Below are 20051 nucleotides of genomic sequence, written 5' to 3'. Positions count from 1 at the left end.
TTATGCTCCTGTCACCACTTTCGCGTAGCGCACTACTTTATCTCCTAATACGTAACCTTTTTCGATTACATCAACAATTTTACCTTTCAGATCTTCACTTGGTGCAGGTATCTGCGTGATTGCCTCTTGGGTCTCTGGATCAAAAGGCTTACCAATAAGATCTTCCATCGGCTTTAATCCTTTAGATCCAAGTGTATTTACTAGTTTTTGAAAAATAAGAAGATTACCCTCCCTCACTTTTGATCCTTCTATCTCATTCTCACTTGCTTTAAGAGCACGCTCGAAATCATCGACCACCGGAATCATATCCTTAATTACTTCCTCAGAAGCAGTGGTAATTAAATCCAATCGCTCCTTAGCAGTTCTTTTTCTATAATTCTCAAAGTCCGAGTATAGACGAAGATATTTATCTTTCAGATCCGCTACTTCATACTCCAGCTTATTATCTTCTGAACTGTTTTGAGGCTCTACCCCTTCGAAATCCATTTCCGAAGAAATGTTTTCAGCAGTTGCATCATTTATATTCTCATCATTGAGATTCATTTCTTGATCCACTTGTTCTTTATTATTCATAATTGAAATAGACAATAGTTGGTACAATGGCTTTAACAATATTGTTGCCATAGCACATTGTCTGACAAACTGACACCTTAACCTTCTTGAATAGCCTGCCAGATTAGATCCTTGAGTCTGTCAAGATTGTACTGAGAGACGGAAGAAATGAAAACGTGAGGAATGCCTTCTGGCACTTCTTTTTCCATTTCCTTCACCAGTTCATCATCCAGCATATCCGCTTTGGATATAGCAAGAAGTCTCCGCTTATCGAGCAGTTCTGGGTTATACTTCTCTAATTCACCCAACAAAATCCTGTACTGCTCAGCAATATCTGCCGCGTCAGCAGGCACCATAAAAAGCAATATGGAGTTACGCTCAATATGTCGAAGGAAACGAATCCCTAGGCCTTTACCTTCCGCAGCACCTTCAATGATCCCTGGAATATCTGCCATGACAAAAGATTGATCTCCATGGTATGCGACTACACCCAAGTTTGGAACGAGGGTGGTAAACGGATAATCTCCAATCTCTGGTCTAGCTGCGGAGATAGACGAAAGCAAGGTGGACTTCCCTGCATTTGGAAAACCTACTAAGCCAACATCAGCAAGAAGCTTCAATTCTAATATAATCCACTCTTCGACCCCTTCTTCGCCTGGCTGTGAGTAATGAGGCGCCTGATTAGTCGATGTTTTGAAATGGTCATTTCCTAAACCTCCTCTTCCACCCTTTGTCAGAATCACTTCCTGGCCAACTTCGGTGATTTCAAAGCGTTTCTCTCCAGTCTCAGCGTCCTTGGCAATTGTTCCGAGTGGTACTTCTAGAATGATATCCTTACCGTCTGCGCCAGTTCTTCTTCCACCTTCTCCACTTTTGCCAGCTTCAGCTATCACATGCTTTTTATATTTCAGATGTAGCAAAGTCCACACTTGAGTAGTACCTTTTACTATAATATGTCCACCTCTTCCGCCATCGCCACCATCAGGACCTCCTTTAGGAACATGCTTTTCTCTTCGAAAATGCGTTGATCCAGGTCCACCTGCTCCTGATCGGGAGCAGAACTTTACGTAATCTATGAAGTTTGAATCAGCCATTTTTTGATAAAGAAAAAGGCTAAGCTTAAAAGCCTAGCCAAATATGAAATGCAAAATTAGGAAAATAAAGGCAATCAGTAGCTATCGATCACTGAAGTGATGTCTTTGAAGATTTGAGCGATCTCACCTACACCATTGATTTTCTGAAGTTTGTTTTGTGCAGCGTAGTAATCTGCCACAGGAAGTGTTTCCTCCAAGTACACTTTAATACGTGTACTTATTTTCACATCGTCTTGATCATCCACTCGATTAGAGGTTTTACCTCGTTCCTGTATTCTAACTCTTAATACATCCTCAGGAACGTCCAAAGCAATCATTCCATTGATTTTAAGATTATGCTGAGAAAGCATTTCGTCCAATGCCTCTGCTTGAGCTGTAGTACGTGGAAATCCGTCAAAAATAAATCCAGTAGCATTTTTGGTTTCATTGATTTTGTCCTCCACCATACCGATCACAACCTCATCCGGAACTAAGCGGCCTTCGTTCATATACTTTTTGGCGAGTTGGCCGAGCTTGGTTCCTTCTCCAAGATGTTTTCTGAAAAGATCTCCGGTAGATAAATGCGTGAGTCCGTATTTCTCGATAAGTTTTTCACTTTGAGTGCCTTTGCCTGCACCCGGGGGGCCAAATAATACAATATTATACATTCTTACGTCTATTATTTAAGGAGTACTGAGTTGATAAATATCGGGCAGATTCCTACCCAAACCATCGTAATCAAGGCCGTAACCAACCACAAATTTATTGGGAATTTCAAAACCGACATAATCCAACGAGTAATTAAACTTAAAAGCATCAGGTTTGTGTAGCAAAGTAACGATGGATAATTTGGCTGGATTGAACTCAGAAAGTGCCTTAAATAAATAATCCATGCTAATTCCCGTGTCGACTATATCCTCTACAATCAGTACATTTTTACCTTCAATTATTTCTTCCAAACCCAAAATCGAGCGCACTTCCCCGGTGGAACCTGTGCTAGAATAACTGCTGATCTTAATAAATGTGGCAGAAATCGGTAGGTCAATGTACCTACAGAGATCTGCCATGAATACAAAGGAGCCGTTCAAAATCCCAAGTACCACTAACTCTACTCCAGCAAAATCCTGAGTGATCAATTGCCCAAGCTGAGAATTTCGTTGATTAATTACCTCAGCACTAAGGTAGATCTCAAATTCCTTGTTATTTATTCGAATGCTCATTTCAATCTTTTAAAGTCTTTCCATCAAATATGGATATATATTCAGCATAGCTTCCAAATCAGCTAATGATACTTTTTCATCTGGCGTATGTACATTCTCCTCAGCTGCGCCTATAAAACACCAATCTATTGCATATGGTGAAAACTGAACTTCCCTACCATCACTTCCTCCATATCCTTCCACTTCCAGCTGAAAGGGAATTCCACTATCTATTGCCAGGCTGATAACTCTATCAATAAACTTTTTTCTAGGAATAAATTTATCTCGAATAGAGATCACAACCCCTTTATGGAATTGAACTCCTTCGGTAATCCAAGTAATGTCGGCAATCAACGCCTGTTTGATAGGTGAAGTATCCTGTATGAATTTTAAAAGAAAAGGCATACTTCCACCCCCATTTTCCTCATAAGTAGAAAAAACTACCCAACCATCAGTTATAGTTTCACAAAGTTTAATCGCAGCATATACACCTAATCTATTATCTAAGTAGGCAGCCTGTATGAATTTTTCATCCAATCGAATGTTTTGAGCGAAAGAAAGTCTTGTTCCTGGGTCTAATCCCCTAGGAAAATCATGAGAAATATCATTTTCATCGCCTTTTAATTTGCAATATATCTCGCCAAAAGAATCCTTTCCCAATAGAGTAGTCCCGTCAATTATCTCTGGACCACCCACGCAAATGAGCTGATTATTATACCTTGACATGAAACCTATAGTATCGATATGAGCAAAAACAGCAGTTCTAGGCTCTCCAAATTTGAGTAAAATACAGTCATGAAAATCTTCACCAGAAAATATAACTGGTAAAACTTTCCAAAAATTCTTTCGTTGGTTTATGTAGTGTAAAATAAATTCTGACAATTTAGATTCATCTCCGGAAACACTATATAGTTTGAGGATTTCGAACAAAAATTTCATTTTGGCATAAATTATGTTAATGTTTCATTAATTAATTTGAAAAAAGTCCCGAATTATTTTCTTCTCAGAATTGGGTTTTAAATAATTCAGCTAGATTTGTAGTAAGTTAAAAGTTTATAAATTTGTATTCACATCAATCAACACTTAAAATTTGAACAAAAATTTTTTGTTATGAAAAAACTAATACTATCATCAATTATTGCAGGCGCTCTGGCATTCGGAGCAAATGCACAGGAATTCGACAAGTTCTCTCTCGAAGTAGGCGGAGGTTTTAACAAACCAATGGCTCCTTTGACTCCGGGATTTCTTTCTCCATCTCTTAACCTCGGCCATATTGATATCGGCGCTAGGTACATGTTCAACGAGAAATTCGGTTTGAAACTGGATTACGGTTTTGGTTCAATGAAGGAGGCTGGAGCAGATGATGCTGTCACTGGCTCTTTTGACACCAAATACTATCGTTTGAACCTTCAGGCTGTTGCCAATCTAGGTCGAATCATGAGTTTCGAGTCTTTCACAAGATCACTTGGCTTATTGGGCCACTTTGGTGCCGGTATCGGAAATGTGAAGCCTCAAGAGAATCTTTACGGTGGTGAAACTGATGATGTATATAACTTCATCGTTGGTCTATCTCCACAGTTGAAATTAGGCAAAGGCGTTGCCCTATTTGGTGACATCAGTACTATCATCAATGGTCGCCAAACAGTGACTTGGGATGGTGCTTCTGCAATTGGTCCAAATGATCCAGGATTCTTTGGCGCAAATAGCAACTGGTGGACAGGTACTATAGGCGTTCAGTTCTACTTAGGTAAAAATGAAGAGCATGCTGATTGGTTCATCGCAGCTGACAAGTATGCTACTAAAGAGGAGCTTGCTACTCAGATCAACGGCATCAAAGATATGTTGAAAGATTCTGATGGTGATGGGGTTCCTGATTACTTGGATAAAGAGCCAAACACTCCAGCTGGAGCAAGAGTTAACTCTTCAGGTATGACAATGGATTCTGATGGTGATGGTACTCCTGATCATATGGATAAATGCCCATTCCTTCCTGGCCCAGCATCAACAAATGGTTGTCCAGTTGAAGAAGTTGACGAACAAATTGATTTCTTCAGAAAAGCAATCAACGATGGTTACGTGAACGTTTACTATGCTTTCGACAGCTCAAAACCACTTGGATACTCTACTAGTGCAGCTAGCTATGTGTCTAACTTCTTGAAAAAGAATCCAGGTGTAAGTGTTGAAATTAAGGGATATGCTGACGAATTAGGTCCTGAAGATTATAACATGAAGCTTTCAGAAAGAAGAGCCAAAGCAGTTTATGACATTCTGGTTGCTACTGGTGTAGATGCATCTAGATTATCTTACAAAGGTTATGGTGAAGATACGAGCGTTGACAAGTCTTCTGCTGACGCAAGACAAATGGCAAGAAGAGCTAGCTTTGAAGTGAAGTAATTAAAACATATTATTAGATTAATTGAATGAGCTCGATATTTTATATCGGGCTCATTTTTTTCTTTTATGCCAACATAGTATTAACCGGAATTCAACATAGAGGCTTTGATCTTGATTGAATTGGATAGGAGAACTAGAGCCCTACTTTAAAAGGATATGAAAACTACGGATAGAATACACTATTTACTCTGCTTGTCTATCAAAATCCGCCAATAGTATTTTTTTATCTGTTTTTACAGAAAAATCGAAATATCTTTTTGTCGATCTTTATTTCAAGCAGGATTTGCCGGGGAATTAAATCAACCCACACCTATACCTAAATCGACATCTGATGTCTACTTATTTCCTGTGCTTATTCAGAATGCTTTCGGTTGCACTTTTACTGAGCTTTCTATTTTGGTCTTACTGCTTAGCACTACAGTCAACCAAAAAAGGTACACTTACTGGCGTTGTCCTTGAAGACGGCACTGAATCTCCTCTTCCATTTGCTTCGATGAGTATCTATGATATTGCCGACAGCCTCGTCACGGGTGGACTTTCTAATAATGAAGGAATTTTTCTAATCAATATTCCCATAGGTCAATTCTATGCATTAGTAGAATTCATGGGCTACGAAGCGTACAAGTCAGAACCGTTTACAATTTCCAAAGAATCTCCGTCACATGATTTAGGTCAAATATCCATAAAAGCTACAGCTGGTGACTTGGAGGAAATAGTGGTGCGAGGAGAAAAAACAATTATGGAGCTTTCGCTGGACAAGCGGATATTTAATGTAGGAAAAGATTTGGCAAATGCGGGTGGAAATGCAAGTGATATTCTGATGAACCTTCCCTCTATAGCTGTGGATCCCGAAGGAAATGTGAGTTTACGCGGCTCCTCCAATGTCAGGATACTTATCGATGGCAAACCTTCCGGATTGGGGGGAATTGGGAAATTTAAATATCATCCTCAAGCCGGATGACAATCTCATCATGGTGCTAAGCCGAAAAGGTGAAGAATCCTATCACCCTAAAATGGAGCGCGTTCCTGATTTGATAAATACTTTTCTGAAAAACCACAGTTTTATTCTGATCTACCCCAACCAACCTAAAGAAAGTGGACTGGATAGTTTAGAAATGATTCATGGCTCACTCCTAGCGCCTATGGAGCGGCTTGACTTTATTGGGAGGATGATTTCTAGCCGTTTTAGAAAAAAATAACAGTTTTTTAATATTGGAGAATCCAATTAAAGGCATATCTAGTTATATTCAACTATGCATTTTGTTCTCCGGCTTCGATTGATTTTCTTTTTACTCTTCTCAGCAGGTTTATTTACTCATGGCCTTACCCAGCAGCGACCTGAATTAGATAAAGCTTTGCTAGTCAAAATCTCCCCTTTATGATTTATCGAACCCGAGACTATCGTGATTCAAGGTGGACTAGAATATTTTTTCAGTCCAAAAGTCAGCATTCAATCTGAGATTGGAATAAACGGTGGAGTCTTTGGAATTCCGTCTGGGCGTGGTAAAAACGAGGATTTTTCAGTATGGAGAAGCAAAAATGAATTAAAATTTCACGCTAAAAAGTTTTACTGGGGACTCGAGTTTTTCTTTGTGCAGAAGGATTTTATCCGAACGGATGATTCCTTCATTCCATTCAAAATAAAAACTTGGTATGATACCGCTCGAATCAATTTTCAGGTTTATGGTACAGGTTTAAAGTTTGGTCGTCAGGTTTATATTTCTGACAATATTTTACTGGATTCTTTCGTGGGTTTTGGGATTCGGTCTAGGTATCGGGAAATACAAATTCTTGAGCTCTCTGTTGATCAGAATAGAGAATTTTCTGAAAATTTTTTCGGCGGAGAACGTTACGGGTTTGAAGGATGGGATTCGGTCCCTCAATTTACACTGGGAATTAAGGTCGGCATTTTAACCGGAAGACAGGATTAACTAAAAATAAATCAAATGAACTCGAAACAAATAATAGGAACCCTTTTCACCCTTTTCTTTTTGGGGATTTCTAGTTTGGCAAATGCCCAAAAAAATCAAGGTCTCGACAATCGCTTACTGATCAAATATTCTCCCTTAGCTCTTGCAGAATTGGAGACAGTAGTCTTCCAAGGAGGCGTCGAATATTTCCTGAATGACAGCTTGAGTTGGCAAGGCGAAATTGGCTTGAACTCGGGTGTTTTTGGAGCAAATGCCGGCAGGGACCAAAATTCGGATTTTTCATTTATCCGCTTTCGAACCGAAGTCAAATGGTATCTGGCAAGTAGCTATGTAGCCGCAGAAGTTTTCGTGTTAGCCAAAGACTTTGATCGTCAAAATGATTTCTTTTTCAATGGAGAAAATAATTTCAGCTATGATCGCTCAAACATTCGCTATTTCTCTACCGGCGCCATGGCAAAAATCGGTTCGCAAAAATTTATCGGAAAGCGAGTGTTATTTGATAAATACATCGGATTGGGCTTTCGGGTGAATCACAATGAGGTCAATGTTTTGGAAGGAGGGGCTATTGGTGGAGATGGCCCATCGCCTATTCTGGAGGATAAGTATCGAAGTCTCGGTTGGGCCTTAGCACCAAATTTAACCGTTGGTTTTAAAATAGCCTTCTTAACAGGAACGAAATAAGATTCTGACCTTTGAACCAAAACACAAAGGTTCTCGCTAGAAAAGACAGTAATTTCGAATAGATGAAACTACTGAGCCTTTTATTTACACTTTTACTTTTAGCAAGCACCCTTTCGTTCGGCCAGAAGATCAATGCGGATTATCGCCTTCACATCCGAGAAGCCAGTTCACGGATTATTATTGACGGTATTTTGGATGAAAAGGCGTGGGAGGATGCCGATGTGGCTACGGATTTCTTTATGATTACGCCGATGGATACCAGTTTCGCACGGGTTCGGACAGATGTACGGATGAGTTACGATGCTGAAAACCTCTACCTCATCGTGGTCAATCATCATGGAATGGAAGGTCCTTATATGGTGGAGTCACTCAGACGAGATTTCTCCTTCGGAAAAAACGACAACTTCCTGCTCTTCATGGATCCCTTTGACGACCAGACCAATGGCTTTTCTTTTGGAGCAAATGCAGCTGGTGCTCAGTGGGACGGCATCATGTCCAATGGGGGCAGCGTGGATCTGAGTTGGGATAATAAATGGACTTCGAAAGTCACCAACTACGACGACAAATGGATCTTCGAAGCGGCAATTCCATTCAAATCGATTCGCTACAAAAAAGGGATTTCAGAATGGGGAATTAACTTTTCCCGACTGGATCTGAAGACTACCGAAAAATCAGGCTGGGCACCCGTTCCACGCCAATTCCCTTCCGCATCACTCGCCTATACCGGAATTCTAGCTTGGGATAATCCACCTCCACCTGCTGGGGCAAATGTCTCCGTCATTCCTTATGTGCTGGGAGGCGTTTCCAAAAACTTTGAGAATGATGGGGATAATGTCTATCGCCGAGAAATCGGAATGGATGCAAAAATCGGCTTGACTTCTTCTTTAAGTTTAGATCTAACCGTCAACCCTGATTTCTCCCAAGTTGAAGTGGACAGACAGGTGACCAATTTGGATCGCTTCGAATTATTCTTTCCGGAACGAAGGCAGTTTTTTCTGGAAAATGGCGACCTCTTTGCCAATTTCGGCTACGCCACAATTCGACCCTTCTTCTCCAGAAGAATTGGGCTAAACGTCCCAATCCAGTATGGCGCAAGAGTGAGTGGGCGAATCAACAAAGACTGGCGAATCGGTGCCATGACCATGCAAACCGCGGAAGTAGAAGAAAATGGATTACCCTCCCAAAACTTCACGGTCATGTCATTACAGCGGCAAGTTGGAGCAAGATCCAATATCGGGGCGATTTTTGTCAACAAGCAATCACTTAGATATAATCCAGACGCGACAGAAGAAGGCAAACCGGTTTATTCTGAATTCAATCGAAATGCCGGATTGGAATACAACCTTGCCTCCAGCAATAATCTTTGGACTGGAAAGGCGATGGTGCTTCAAAGTTTTGCTCCGAATAATTCTGGAAACGGCTTTGTACATGCAGCCAACCTGAAATATGCAAGTGGCAACCTGACGTGGGAATGGCAGCATGAATATGTGTCTGAGAGCTATACGGCAGAAGTGGGCTATGTTCCTCGGCGGGGATATTACAAAATTAACCCTAGCGGAGGCTATCTCTTTTTCCCCAATAGTGCTAAAATCCTAAGTCACGGACCTCAATTTGGAAGCACGTTCTTTTGGAACAAAAACGGAGTCAAAACAGATAATACTACTTTCTTAGCATATAATATTCGCTGGCGAAGTCAAAGCAAGTTAATGCTTTGGACAGCCTATGACTTTGTGAAATTACAGCGACCTTTTGACCCAACGAATCTTGGTGGAGAGCAGCTTCAAACAGGTTCCGAGCATGAGTGGGTTGCCTGGGGAACTGAATATACCTCAAAACCTCAAAGCGTCTTGACCTATGCTTTTAGCACCCGAATGGGCGGTTACTATGAAAATGGGATGCGTTACAATATCACTGCAGATTTGGGCTACAGATTTCAGCCTTACGTGGCAATTGCGATGGCGGCAAACTACAATCAGATCGAATTGCGGGAACCTTGGGGTTCCACTAGATTTTGGCTTGTAGGACCGAGAATCGATGTGACGATGACGAATACACTCTTCCTGACCACCTTTATCCAGTACAATGAGCAAATCGAAAACATCAATCTCAATGCTCGATTCCAATGGCGTTTCAAGCCAGCTTCTGATCTATTTTTGGTGTACACGGATAATTACCTGGCCGCACCATTCAATGTGAAGAATAGGTCGCTGGTGCTGAAGTTTACGTATTGGTGGAATGTTTAGAAAATGTGGGGGATGTCCGATGTTGGGTGTCCGATGTTGCGCTTTCCTGCTTCTCTGGAAGTTGCATTTTGAAGTTCCTGCTGTCCTGCTTCTCCAGAAGCTGGACTATTTTATATTTCCTGAAGCTAAATGACTTTTACTTACTTAGAAAGGAGTTGGGAAGGCTAGATAAATTGATTTCTTCTTTTAAATGGACTTTATATTTTTAATAATTAAGTTTAATAGATCCTCCGTCGAGATTACTTTGTTCCAGTTTTTCTGTTTCAATCCCTTAATAAGCTTTTTATCTCCTGACCAAAGTTTGGCTTTTGCATGTTCTGCAAGAGCAACGAATTCTGTATCGTCAATATCAATGTCACGCGTAAGACTTTCGGATTTATTATACAATTCAAGTGGAACCAACCTGATGTTGATAAACCGGATTCGTTGAGTGATAAGTTGGATGATTTTTTCAAGTTCGTACTCTGAGAAACCCGAAAGCGACTTTATCTTGTCTTTATGATTTTCAATTTCTTCAAACAGCTGATTGGTCGCATGAAAAATTTAATCTAGATTTTGGATGAAGTATAATTCTCCCAATCTTGCTATCGCTATTCAAAATCGCACTGAATACGATATTTGAATCAACAACAATCCTTATAAATCGAGTTTAGATTTGGTTTTCTCCCAGCGCCCTCGTTTAATGTCGCTCACTAAATCATCCACATTTAGTTGGGTAGCTTTCGATCTACTGGCTATCTGCTTGTATTCGATCAAGTCAGCCAAATCTTGCAAATCATCAATATTAACAGCGGCGGGAATTGTGATAATCACTTCATTTTTTGTTCGTTCGATTTTCATGGCTTTGATATTTATTAAAATTACAGAATCTAGCGAGAAAAGTTTTTCGCTGTCTTGCTTCTTCGAAAACTGGAATAATGGATATTTTTTTTAACGCGAAGGTTGCGCAAAGGTCACAGAAGAATATTTTATGAACCAAGCTGTAAGGGCGAAAAATCTTTCGCCCTAATCACTGGATCTTTTCATTCCTGCTGTCCCGCTTGTCCAGAAACTGGACTATGCTTCCTGTGTCTGCAACACCCTAACTACCGAGGTTAGGTTTAGGGAATGCTATCTAATTCTAAAACTATACGTATATCGTATAAAAGCATACGTATGAATAAGAAACTAACCCTAAGCCTTGATGAATCTGTTATTCAAAAGGCTAAAATTTATGCCGAAAAGACTGGAAGTAGTTTATCTGGCCTAGTCGAAGATTACTTCGAGAAAATAACCGAGTCGTCCCCTCAAACTCAGATTTCTACCCGATTAAAATCAATTGCAGGAAAAATCAATCTTCCAGAAGATTTTGATGAAGAGCAGGAATTGAGAAGAACCTTAGAAGAAAAGCATCTCAAATGAATGTTTTCCTAGACACTAATATTTTGCTTGATTTTCTAACCAACCGTCATCCTCTCTCTCTCTCTCAAGAGGCCTTGGAAGTATTCGAACTCGGGGAATCAGGCAGAATTAATCTTTTCACCTCCTCACATTCGGTGGGAACTACTCACTATTTGCTCAAAAAATATACTGACGAAATCGAATTGCGAAAGACTCTTGATGAGCTTTCCGACTTGGTTACGGTTTTGGATGTAACTCAAGCCATCGTAAAAATCGCACTCAAATCCACACACAAAGACTTCGAAGATGCCGTCCAAATGGGTACTGTTGAGTCATTCCGTACCATCGATTATATCATTACCAGAAATTTGAAAGATTTCAAATCCTCGAGAATACCAGCTATTTCCATTCGAGAATTGATTTCTAAATTGTAAAATCCTTTGTCTGAATAATCAGAATTTCTTATCAAAAACGACATCTTGAAATTGGAATTGGATCTTATTCTGGCTGAGTGGAATCCATACGTTAGTCGGATGTAATTTCATCCCCATATCCTTACCATCCTCAATGATAATCGGGATGTGATTTGGATATAAAACCTAAGTCGTTTACTAATCTCACATTGAATTACTAATTCGTTTTGATAAAAAAGTGTACTTTATACCGACAATTTTGGCGGACTACGCTTAGACAAAGTTCTTACTACACTCAGCATAGTGTAAAAATAGAATTGAAAAAATCTGAAACTGAGTTGATGAGGAGAAAAAAGACTTTTGCAACAAAAAGTTTCTATTCCTCTATTCTCATTTTTAAATCCATACTCTCGTGCAAAATTCTTGTAATTTCGATAAGGCTTTCGTTTAAAATCCGATAGAAAATAATATGTCGATTCGTTCTCATTCCGAACAAACCTTCAGAAATCCCCTCGTATATCTTTCCTCGAGTCGGATTAGCTGCAATTTCACTGCAAGCAGAAATTAGCATTTCATAGTATTTGTCAGCTTGATACTCTGACCAAGTATCAAAGGTGTAATTCCAAATTTGAGCTAAATCGGCAATAGCCTTATTTGTTAGTTTAAATTCAGCCATTGGTCTTCTTGGTAGCCTTCAGAGATTGAAGGTGATTTTTTGGGTCAAAATCCTGCGCAATACCGCTACCGATTCCTTCCTGAATAGCATTTTTTAAAGCTAAGACCTTACTTTCTTCTTCTTCCAATAATCTTAAACCAGCTCGAATAACTTCACTGGCATTATTAAATCGACCTTCCTTAATTCGATTTTGGACGAATTGGTCAAAATAATTTCCTAGATATATTGACGTGTTTTTGTTCATGTTGTTATCCTTTGGCTCGAATATACCAAATATTGGTATATGTTTTCAAAAAAAATCGATCGGAATGAAAATTAAAGTAAGCTAGCCGACATTTTTGACCATCCGGAGTATAGTTCGTTTCTCATTGTTTGTGATTCAGGTAGGAATATGAATTTGGTATTAAATAGAAAAAGCCTCGATTCTATCAGAATCGAATCTTTTGCTTTATCTGAAATTCAGATTCATAATCCCCGATCGGTGTAATCTGAAATTCGAGGTGACTGGAAGGGATTCGTACGGTAGTCGGATTGCCTCGTCAGGGTTCCTACTACCTCAATCATGAGCTTTTTGCTTGACCTTACGTTTTTCCTCAAAATAAACAATAAGGTTAGACAGAATCAGGAAAATCAATGCTGCAGTGTAGTCAAAAAAAAGAATAACAAAGCCTATCGAGAACAATAAGATTTTCAAAGTAATGCTGTTCATAATTATTAATTTAATGTTTTTAAGAAATACTTAACTCGGTCATAATTCTTGTTGTTTAAGATTAGAAATTTGATTTGTTAATCAAACATAAATCCAACTCGGCGAAAAAAACTTTCACCGAGTCAATTATTTTCAGAAAAAATGTAGCTTTTTTTCTCGACGAAATCTTATCGGATTACAAACCCTATGATAAGTGTTCAGGATTAGAAATCCTGAACAGCAGGAAATTGGACTGCCTATTTTTTCCTTTTCGATCAACAATAAAAAAAAATTAACACTCTAGTGAGTTTTAGTTTTCAACCAGAATTGCAAGATTCCTAAAATAAAAAATCTAGATAGAACATAAACTTATTGGAGATTGAGAAAAAAATGAAATGCAATTTAGAATTATTGAGAAGATTTTCCAGAGGATTTACTTTTTTTTATAAAAGAGGTATAAACTATTATTAGAGAACCAATTATTAGGGACAATTTGACAAAAAGGGTCGAGTATTCTTCAATGAATATTCCTATAAACATAATAATAGCAAAAACTATAACAATAATTTTAAATAAATTCATAAATTTTTCCAATTTTATATAATTCTATGTCCATTTGCTTTCCCGATAAATTCTAAACAATTTTTGACTTACTTGTATAAATACCGGAATTAAATAATAGAAAGAATAGAGAGTTGGTATATTTAAACATTATATACCACTCTCAAAAGTCTTATCCGTAAGCGAAGCAGTAGGCATTAACAGCTAAGCCTCCTGCAGCTCCTACCCAACCTACCGGATTCCATAAATTTAATAAAACTCCAGCCCCATAAGCAATATCAACAGCTGCTACTCCTTTACAAAAAGCACTATCGAAAGCACCACCAGAAATTGTTTCCATCTCTAGATTATTTAATTCTTTCATAACTTACTATTAATTAAAGATTGTTAACAAGCCTCGCCATTATACGTAATATAAAGAGCACCAATCTCTCCTACTATTAAACCTCCAACAAAACCGAGACCGCCGCCCAGAACTGTTCCCATAAATGTTGCTCCAGCCAAAAAGCTAAGCGAATCACTTTGACAAATCCCCCCACTCACCATCTCCATTCTTTCAATACTTAATTCGTTCATGTTTTTGTTGTTTAAATTTAGAAATTTATTTTGTAATACCTAAATATAATGGCAGGTCAGTGACATTTCTTGTCAGTGAGTTATTTATTTTTCATAAAAATGTAGCTCTTCCGTTCTTTGCAATAAATAGTCTCACATGGTTGTATAAGCCTAACCTCCTCAATGATTCGATACATAGTTCGCTCATGGACCTGTAGTTTTCTCGCCAAATCCCTCGGACTCCCTGTCCTCTCCTTTTCAATCAGCTCAATAAGCAGCTTCGTTCGTTCGTAGTATTTTAGTCCTCCCATGGTTTTATTGGTTTGGTTGTAGGATTTGATTGATTGCCCGAGAATAGTCGTTCTCACTTTGCATTAGGGCCTCGTGCGTGCCTGGTTGTGTGATTTGGTATTCTTTTACTGGCGTCCGAGTAAAACTAAAACTGTGAAAAAACGTGTTTCAGTTAGCTCAAAATGAATATTTCAATGCCTTTCTGAAAACTACCCCCTTTTTGACCATCAGGGGTACATCACGTAGGTAGGTACGGGGAAATTTCCAAATACTCATTTCTAAGCCGCTTGATTTCCGAGGCCGAAATTTTGTCGGACGCCAGTAGTATTCTTTCAGCTTTAAGTAAAATAACAGTACCTGACGGATTGAAAATCCTATGATAAAGGTTCAGGATTACATCCACGATAGTGATCGGGACCTGAACAGCAGGAATCGGTTGGAATAATAAAAAAGTAGGCAAGTCAACATTATTGACTATCCGGAGTATAATTTGTTCCTCGTAGTTTTTGATTCAGCTCGAATTATGAATTTAGTATTAAAAATATAAAAGGCTCGATTTGGATTGAATCGAGCCTTTTGAAATAGCTAAAATTTAGGTATCAGTCTTTAATTTCGCGTACAAAGTAGGTTTTAAATCCTCCTGTTGTTTTCAAAATCAAAGAATCGTTTTGTATATAATATTCTTCCTCAAATGATCCAAATTCAGGAGAAGAAGTAATCAAAATATTGGGACGTCTCATACTCCAGTTAAAGTCAGGAATATCAGAGTAAGAAAAAGAATGACCATTCTTTGCACTTACATCTCTAAACATTCTGGAATCGTTAATTATTCTTCCATCCTTGGTAAAAACTTTATAATATCCTTTTGTAGAAAAATCTACCTCGGTAGGCTCCCCTGATGGGTAATGGGATCCTAGTTGAATCCACTTTCCCATAATTTCAGGATCAAGGAAAGGTTTATCTATTTTTTCTTTGTTATTGTCTTTTGAAACGGTTTGGGTACCTATTCGCTTTAGTAAGGCAGTGTAATTTTCTCCTTCAAGAGTAAAACTTAATTCAAGATCCTGATCAATTGACACTGCGGTAACCCGAAGTTTCTTCTCATCATTAAGAGGCACAAAAAATCTAAGTGATCCTTCCACAAGTTCGCAATCCACAACAAAAGTAGTTTTTGAGGAAGTAAGAATAGTAGCAAAATATTGTCCTTTTTTTAACTCAATGCTTACAATATTTTCTGGATCCAGAAAATTGCCAAAGTACTTCCCCTCGAAGCTTTGGCCGAATAGAAGAAATGAATTAAAACAGAAGAATAGAATTAATAAATATTTCATAGCTAGTAAAAATTTATTTGGAAAAACCAAATACTAAAATCATATCTATGTGATCAAATATAAAATTCTATGTTTTGAAAATTAGTCTCTCCAAGAGTTATGATTTTATTCTTGTATATATTTCTTCACTATTTATTACCCTTTCTAAAAAATGTTATAAAATTCTTATCGGTTTTCAATGATAGGGAATCCCCTTTTATCAAATATTCTTCTTCAATTTCAATGATACCCGGTAGATTTGTGACCAGTATATTTGATTTAAAGGTTGTCCAAATAAAGGTTGGAACGTCAGAATAAGAAAAAGATCGTCCATTTTTACTGCTTTCATCTCTAAACCGCTGAGGGTCGACTATTAATCTTCCATCCTTGGTATAAATTCTATAATATCCTTTTCCTGAATATTCGCCGTCTACCGGTTTTCCTGATGCATCATAGGTTTCAAGCTGAATCCACTTTCCAATTAATTCTGGATTCAAGGAGGGTTTATCTCTCGTTTCTTCAACATTTTCTTTAGAATCGATTTTGCCACCAAACCTGCTTAATAAGGTAGTATAATTTTGCCCTTCTAATGTGAAACTTAATTCAAGATCATGATCCATTGATACCGCAGTGACCTGAAGTTCTTTTTCGTCATTCATCGGGACAGAAAATAATAATGAGCTTTCCACAACCTCACAATCTAAAACAAAACTAGTCTTCGAGGAGGTAAGAATAATGGCAGTATATTGCCCTTTTTTTAATTCAATAGTAAGGAGGGTTTCTGGATCCAGAAAATTTCCAGAGTATTTCCCTTCGAAATTTTGTGAAAAGGAACTAGTGTAAAAGATTACTAATATAAAACTCAATAATATCCTCATATTTTTTATAATTAAGAACTCAGGCATCACATTAGACGCCTGAGTTATTTTTTTACATGCATCCAAACATTCTAGCTAAATAAGCGCCTGCGGCCATATAATCTTGTTTGCCAAGATAATACAAATGCATCCCAGAGTAGAATAGCATATCATCCATGCCACATCCTCCTGTAACTGTTTCCATTTTCTCAATACTTAGCTCTTTCATAATTGTTGTTGTTTAAAGTTAGAAATTTGATTCATAATATCTAAACTTAAATCCAACCCACTGCAATTTCCTTGCAGTCAGTCTGGTTTTTTTGAAAAAATGTAAGATTTTTTTTCTTTGCAGTAGCAAACATCTTTTCCCAATACCAAAGTCAGGTCGTCAATCAAATTATATATCATCCGCTCCTTTAGTCCAAGTTTACCTGCCAAGTCTTTTGGACTCCCCGTCCTCTCCTTTTCAATCAGCTCAATAAGCAATTTCGTCCGTTCGTAGTATTTTAGTCCTCCCATGATCTTATTGATTTGGTTGTAGGATTTGATTGATCGCCCGAGAATAGTCGTTTTCACTTAGCATCAGGGCCTCATGCGTGCCGGATTGAGCGATTTGGTAGTCTTTAAGCAGTAAAATCCGATCTGCACGGGCGGCAAGGCTAGGCTGATGGGTGATCATCAGCAGGCCTGCTTGTTGCTTTTGAAGGTAGTGGCGGATCATAGTGATCAGCTGCTCCTCCAGCTCCCAATCCATAGCGGCAGTAGCCTCATCCAGAATCAGTAGCTGCGGCTCTCTCACGAGTGCACGCACGATACCAACCAGCTGACGCTGTCCACCCGAGAGATTGCGCCCATCTTCTCCACACAGTGTCATTGCGCCCTGAGGCAAGCCATGAAAAAGATTCCAAAGGCCAAGGGACTCTCCGACTTTTGCGATTCGCTCCTGTTCTTTGAGATCGCTACTTAGGACTATATTATCGAAGACAGTAGAATTGAAGATTTTTTCCTTTTGATTGACTACCCCCAATGCTTTTCGCCAAGTCCTGACCGAAGTATGCCGGGCGTCTTGCCCTTTCCATCGAATTGCTCCTGACTCTGGATCATAAAACCGCTGAATCAAATCCACCAAGGTACTCTTGCCTTTGCCCACTGGGGCGAAAAGTGCCAAATGCGCTCCAGGCTCCAGTTGAAAACTCAGCCCCTTCAAAATCTGAGTTCGTCCCGGATACCGAAAACTCACCTGATCCAATTCCAATAGTGGGCTGTCTGCTTTGAAGTCATTGTTTTCTTCTATTTCCTGATCTGACTCTACCTCCAAGCCTGCAATCTCAAACAGTCGATCAAAGGCTACTTTGGCTTCCTGAAATTGAATGTTTGCCACCACCAAGCCCGCTACCGCAGGGACAATCGTACTTCCTACAGACACCAAAGCCATCAACTCGCCAAGCAATAATTCCCCCTGAAAAATTAAATAAACCCCCGCCCCAAAAAGCAAACTCAAAAATATGGCTACGATCAGCTGTGTCCAAAAGGAAAAATTATTCCCGATGATCGCCAAGTCATAGCCCTTGCCCTGATACATGCCATAGACTTGCTCGATACGCTGCTGATATTCTTGCTCCTTTCCATAGGACCTCAATACATGCATCCCGGTCAGGCTATCCACATATTGTGATTCATTCAGCGCGTGTGCCGCCATCACCTCCTTTTGCTTCGCCAAGATTGGTGCATGATATTTCCAACCTGCAATCAAGAAGAAAAATACACCCAGCAAACATATAAAACCGATCAACGAAGACTGATAGAACACAAATGCAAGGGAAACAACCACCACGAGAATATTGATAATGACCGTCCCGGTAATCAGGGAGACAGTATTCCGGATTCTGAGAGAATCATTCATCCGGGCGATCAGGTCTCCCGTACTGTAGCCTCGGAAATAGCTCATCGGTAATCTCAAAATCCGCTCGATAAATGAAGCAACAATCCGAACATTCAAGTCTCTGCCCTGCCTCGCCATAAATACGCCTTGGATATAGCCCAAGATCGCTCGGAAACTCAGCAAAAAACCTAGGGCAACTACTCCCATAATTGCCTTTTCATAGGACTGATTTGGCAAGAAGTCGTCAATCAAGCGCTGAGAAAATATAGCAGTGGATAGACCCGTTCCAGCCATTAAGCTCCCAATCACCGTGGCCACGATGAGAATTGGAATATCTTCTGCAATCAGAGAAACAAACCAGCGCTTTTTGGATTGTGATACCACTGCCTTATTTTGAAGTGCTTCTGTAGGTTGAAGTCGAAGGAGAATGCCCGATTTCCACTGTGCGGTCAATTCGGATTCCTCCATACCCAAAATACCAACTCCCGGATCGCTTACCCAATGCTTTCCATCGGCCAAGCCAAAATAAACCAAGTAATGCTCTCTGTTTTGATCCTGAACCACATGGAGAATTGCAGGGCCTTCAAGTTCGGCCAAATGCTTCAACTCCGCCTCAAAGCCTTTGGCTTCATAGCCTATCCTTTGGGCAGCTTGAATCAACCCAAGTAAGGTGGTTCCGCTTTGGGAAGTACCACTGATGTCCCGAAGCTTTTCCTGAGAAAATTCTGCGCCGTAATATCTGGAGATCGTGCAGAGACAAGCCAAGCCACAGGCATACTCTCCCAACTGAGATACGTGATGTTTCTTTATTTTTTTAGGAGAAAATTTCATAGTTTTTCTCCGTTTTGAAGCTGCTCCAGAATCAAATCCACCTTAACCGGCCCTGTGTAATTCCCCAGCAGCCTGCCTGCAGGATCATAGATAAATAAAGCTGGAACGCCCTTGATCCCAAAGTGTCCGGCTACTTTCATCTCCGAGTCGATCAAAAAGTGAACAGATTCACGATTGGAAATCCCTAGTTCTTGGATAAAGTCTGCTACCTCTTCCGACGGCTGTACCGTCACAAAAATCAAGCGATACGAATCAAATTCGGCTATCCGCTTTGCGATAGAGTTCAATTCGAGTTGACAGATCCCACAGGTAGAGTTGAAATAGACTAAAAGGCTCGGCTTGTTGGCAACGATTTCTTTCAAATTCACCAGATCACCCGCTAAGTCAGGGATAGCAAAGTCAGGAATTGTCTGGATTTGAGATTGGACTAGCTCTTTTCGTTGTTCTTTCTTCTGGAAGGAAAAACCAAGATAGATGACCGCTGAGATCAGGATTACGGAAAGAATGAGTAGGATTATTTTTTTCATAGATTAA

At 39.4% G+C, this 20051-nt stretch carries 26 protein-coding genes; 8 read left to right on the top strand and 18 right to left on the bottom strand.

What is annotated here, in order from left to right:
• From BVH04_RS10610 to BVH04_RS10590, 5 genes are all read right to left on the bottom strand, one after another.
• Complete coding sequence (locus tag BVH04_RS10610; protein WP_086541447.1) at positions 1 to 573, bottom strand: nucleotide exchange factor GrpE; 573 nt, start codon at positions 571 to 573, stop codon at positions 1 to 3.
• Positions 574 to 650: 77 nt separating this feature from the next.
• Positions 651 to 1646 (bottom strand): GTPase ObgE, encoded by a 996-nt coding sequence (gene obgE / locus BVH04_RS10605; RefSeq protein ID WP_086541446.1) that lies wholly within the window; start codon positions 1644 to 1646, stop codon positions 651 to 653.
• A 74-nt stretch (positions 1647 to 1720) separates the two neighbouring features.
• Positions 1721 to 2293 (bottom strand): adenylate kinase, encoded by a 573-nt coding sequence (locus BVH04_RS10600; RefSeq protein WP_086541445.1) that lies wholly within the window; start codon positions 2291 to 2293, stop codon positions 1721 to 1723.
• Positions 2294 to 2308: 15 nt separating this feature from the next.
• Positions 2309 to 2845: a hypoxanthine phosphoribosyltransferase gene (hpt, locus tag BVH04_RS10595; RefSeq protein ID WP_086541444.1), complete on the bottom strand. Its 537-nt coding sequence runs from the start codon at positions 2843 to 2845 to the stop codon at positions 2309 to 2311.
• 9 nt (positions 2846 to 2854) lie between these two features.
• Complete coding sequence (locus BVH04_RS10590; RefSeq protein ID WP_086541443.1) at positions 2855 to 3763, bottom strand: aminopeptidase; 909 nt, start codon at positions 3761 to 3763, stop codon at positions 2855 to 2857.
• A 171-nt stretch (positions 3764 to 3934) separates the two neighbouring features.
• Between BVH04_RS10590 and BVH04_RS10585 the strand changes: the two genes are divergently transcribed.
• The 6 genes from BVH04_RS10585 to BVH04_RS10560 all read left to right on the top strand — a co-directional run bounded on the left by BVH04_RS10585 (position 3935) and on the right by BVH04_RS10560 (position 10073).
• The gene (locus tag BVH04_RS10585; protein ID WP_086541442.1) at positions 3935 to 5218 is read left to right on the top strand and encodes an OmpA family protein; all 1284 of its coding nucleotides are present in this window, start codon (positions 3935 to 3937) and stop codon (positions 5216 to 5218) included.
• A 331-nt stretch (positions 5219 to 5549) separates the two neighbouring features.
• Positions 5550 to 6179: a carboxypeptidase-like regulatory domain-containing protein gene (locus BVH04_RS10580; RefSeq protein WP_140160569.1), complete on the top strand. Its 630-nt coding sequence runs from the start codon at positions 5550 to 5552 to the stop codon at positions 6177 to 6179.
• Complete coding sequence (locus tag BVH04_RS10575; RefSeq protein ID WP_169714410.1) at positions 6145 to 6417, top strand: hypothetical protein; 273 nt, start codon at positions 6145 to 6147, stop codon at positions 6415 to 6417. Before BVH04_RS10580 ends, BVH04_RS10575 begins: the two co-directional genes overlap by 35 nt.
• A 204-nt stretch (positions 6418 to 6621) precedes the next feature.
• Positions 6622 to 7149: a DUF3575 domain-containing protein gene (locus tag BVH04_RS10570; RefSeq protein ID WP_086541439.1), complete on the top strand. Its 528-nt coding sequence runs from the start codon at positions 6622 to 6624 to the stop codon at positions 7147 to 7149.
• A gap of 15 nt (positions 7150 to 7164) precedes the next feature.
• On the top strand, positions 7165 to 7830 hold the full coding sequence (locus tag BVH04_RS10565) for a hypothetical protein (protein ID WP_086541438.1): 666 nt from the start codon (positions 7165 to 7167) through the stop codon (positions 7828 to 7830).
• A gap of 62 nt (positions 7831 to 7892) precedes the next feature.
• Entirely contained in the window at positions 7893 to 10073 is a 2181-nt protein-coding gene (locus BVH04_RS10560; protein WP_086541437.1) for a DUF5916 domain-containing protein, read from the top strand.
• A 186-nt stretch (positions 10074 to 10259) separates the two neighbouring features.
• Here the strand turns inward: BVH04_RS10560 and BVH04_RS26630 are convergent, their stop codons facing one another.
• Positions 10260 to 10595: a PIN domain-containing protein gene (locus BVH04_RS26630; protein ID WP_394335230.1), complete on the bottom strand. Its 336-nt coding sequence runs from the start codon at positions 10593 to 10595 to the stop codon at positions 10260 to 10262.
• A 114-nt stretch (positions 10596 to 10709) separates the two neighbouring features.
• A complete protein-coding gene (locus BVH04_RS10550; protein ID WP_086541435.1) occupies positions 10710 to 10913 on the bottom strand; it encodes a hypothetical protein in 204 nt (67 codons plus the stop codon).
• Between the two features lie 315 nt (positions 10914 to 11228).
• Between BVH04_RS10550 and BVH04_RS10545 the strand changes: the two genes are divergently transcribed.
• A complete protein-coding gene (locus tag BVH04_RS10545) occupies positions 11229 to 11474 on the top strand; it encodes a DUF6364 family protein (RefSeq protein ID WP_086541434.1) in 246 nt (81 codons plus the stop codon).
• A complete protein-coding gene (locus BVH04_RS10540) occupies positions 11471 to 11887 on the top strand; it encodes a type II toxin-antitoxin system VapC family toxin (protein WP_086541433.1) in 417 nt (138 codons plus the stop codon). Before BVH04_RS10545 ends, BVH04_RS10540 begins: the two co-directional genes overlap by 4 nt.
• A gap of 355 nt (positions 11888 to 12242) precedes the next feature.
• Here BVH04_RS10540 and BVH04_RS10535 read toward each other — a convergent pair whose 3' ends face one another.
• The 11 genes from BVH04_RS10535 to BVH04_RS10490 all read right to left on the bottom strand — a co-directional run bounded on the left by BVH04_RS10535 (position 12243) and on the right by BVH04_RS10490 (position 20044).
• The gene (locus BVH04_RS10535; RefSeq protein ID WP_086541432.1) at positions 12243 to 12542 is read right to left on the bottom strand and encodes a type II toxin-antitoxin system RelE/ParE family toxin; all 300 of its coding nucleotides are present in this window, start codon (positions 12540 to 12542) and stop codon (positions 12243 to 12245) included.
• A complete protein-coding gene (locus BVH04_RS10530) occupies positions 12535 to 12786 on the bottom strand; it encodes a type II toxin-antitoxin system ParD family antitoxin (protein ID WP_086541431.1) in 252 nt (83 codons plus the stop codon). The genes BVH04_RS10535 and BVH04_RS10530 overlap by 8 nt, the downstream gene beginning before the upstream one ends.
• Positions 12787 to 13098: 312 nt before the next feature.
• Entirely contained in the window at positions 13099 to 13251 is a 153-nt protein-coding gene (locus BVH04_RS25785; RefSeq protein ID WP_170147816.1) for a hypothetical protein, read from the bottom strand.
• Between the two features lie 712 nt (positions 13252 to 13963).
• A complete protein-coding gene (locus BVH04_RS10525) occupies positions 13964 to 14155 on the bottom strand; it encodes a hypothetical protein (RefSeq protein WP_086541430.1) in 192 nt (63 codons plus the stop codon).
• A gap of 23 nt (positions 14156 to 14178) precedes the next feature.
• The gene (locus BVH04_RS10520; RefSeq protein ID WP_086541429.1) at positions 14179 to 14367 is read right to left on the bottom strand and encodes a hypothetical protein; all 189 of its coding nucleotides are present in this window, start codon (positions 14365 to 14367) and stop codon (positions 14179 to 14181) included.
• Positions 14368 to 15236: 869 nt separating this feature from the next.
• Positions 15237 to 15968: a hypothetical protein gene (locus BVH04_RS10510; protein ID WP_086541427.1), complete on the bottom strand. Its 732-nt coding sequence runs from the start codon at positions 15966 to 15968 to the stop codon at positions 15237 to 15239.
• 128 nt (positions 15969 to 16096) lie between these two features.
• A complete protein-coding gene (locus BVH04_RS10505) occupies positions 16097 to 16852 on the bottom strand; it encodes a hypothetical protein (RefSeq protein ID WP_086541426.1) in 756 nt (251 codons plus the stop codon).
• Positions 16853 to 16877: 25 nt separating this feature from the next.
• Entirely contained in the window at positions 16878 to 17009 is a 132-nt protein-coding gene (locus BVH04_RS26375; protein WP_262481367.1) for a hypothetical protein, read from the bottom strand.
• A 101-nt stretch (positions 17010 to 17110) separates the two neighbouring features.
• A complete protein-coding gene (locus BVH04_RS10500) occupies positions 17111 to 17323 on the bottom strand; it encodes a hypothetical protein (RefSeq protein WP_086541425.1) in 213 nt (70 codons plus the stop codon).
• A gap of 4 nt (positions 17324 to 17327) precedes the next feature.
• Entirely contained in the window at positions 17328 to 19517 is a 2190-nt protein-coding gene (locus BVH04_RS10495) for a peptidase domain-containing ABC transporter (protein WP_086541424.1), read from the bottom strand.
• Positions 19514 to 20044 carry a peroxiredoxin family protein gene (locus tag BVH04_RS10490; RefSeq protein ID WP_086541423.1) on the bottom strand — a complete coding sequence of 177 codons (531 nt, stop codon included), beginning with the start codon at positions 20042 to 20044 and terminating at the stop codon, positions 19514 to 19516. Before BVH04_RS10490 ends, BVH04_RS10495 begins: the two co-directional genes overlap by 4 nt.
• Between the last annotated feature and the right edge of the window lie 7 nt (positions 20045 to 20051).

Source organism: Algoriphagus antarcticus (genome assembly GCF_002150685.1).
GTDB classification, from domain to species: Bacteria; Bacteroidota; Bacteroidia; order Cytophagales; family Cyclobacteriaceae; genus Algoriphagus; species Algoriphagus antarcticus.
The sequence above is the reverse complement of the archived record's forward strand: the minus strand, read 5'-3'. Positions and strand labels throughout refer to the sequence as shown.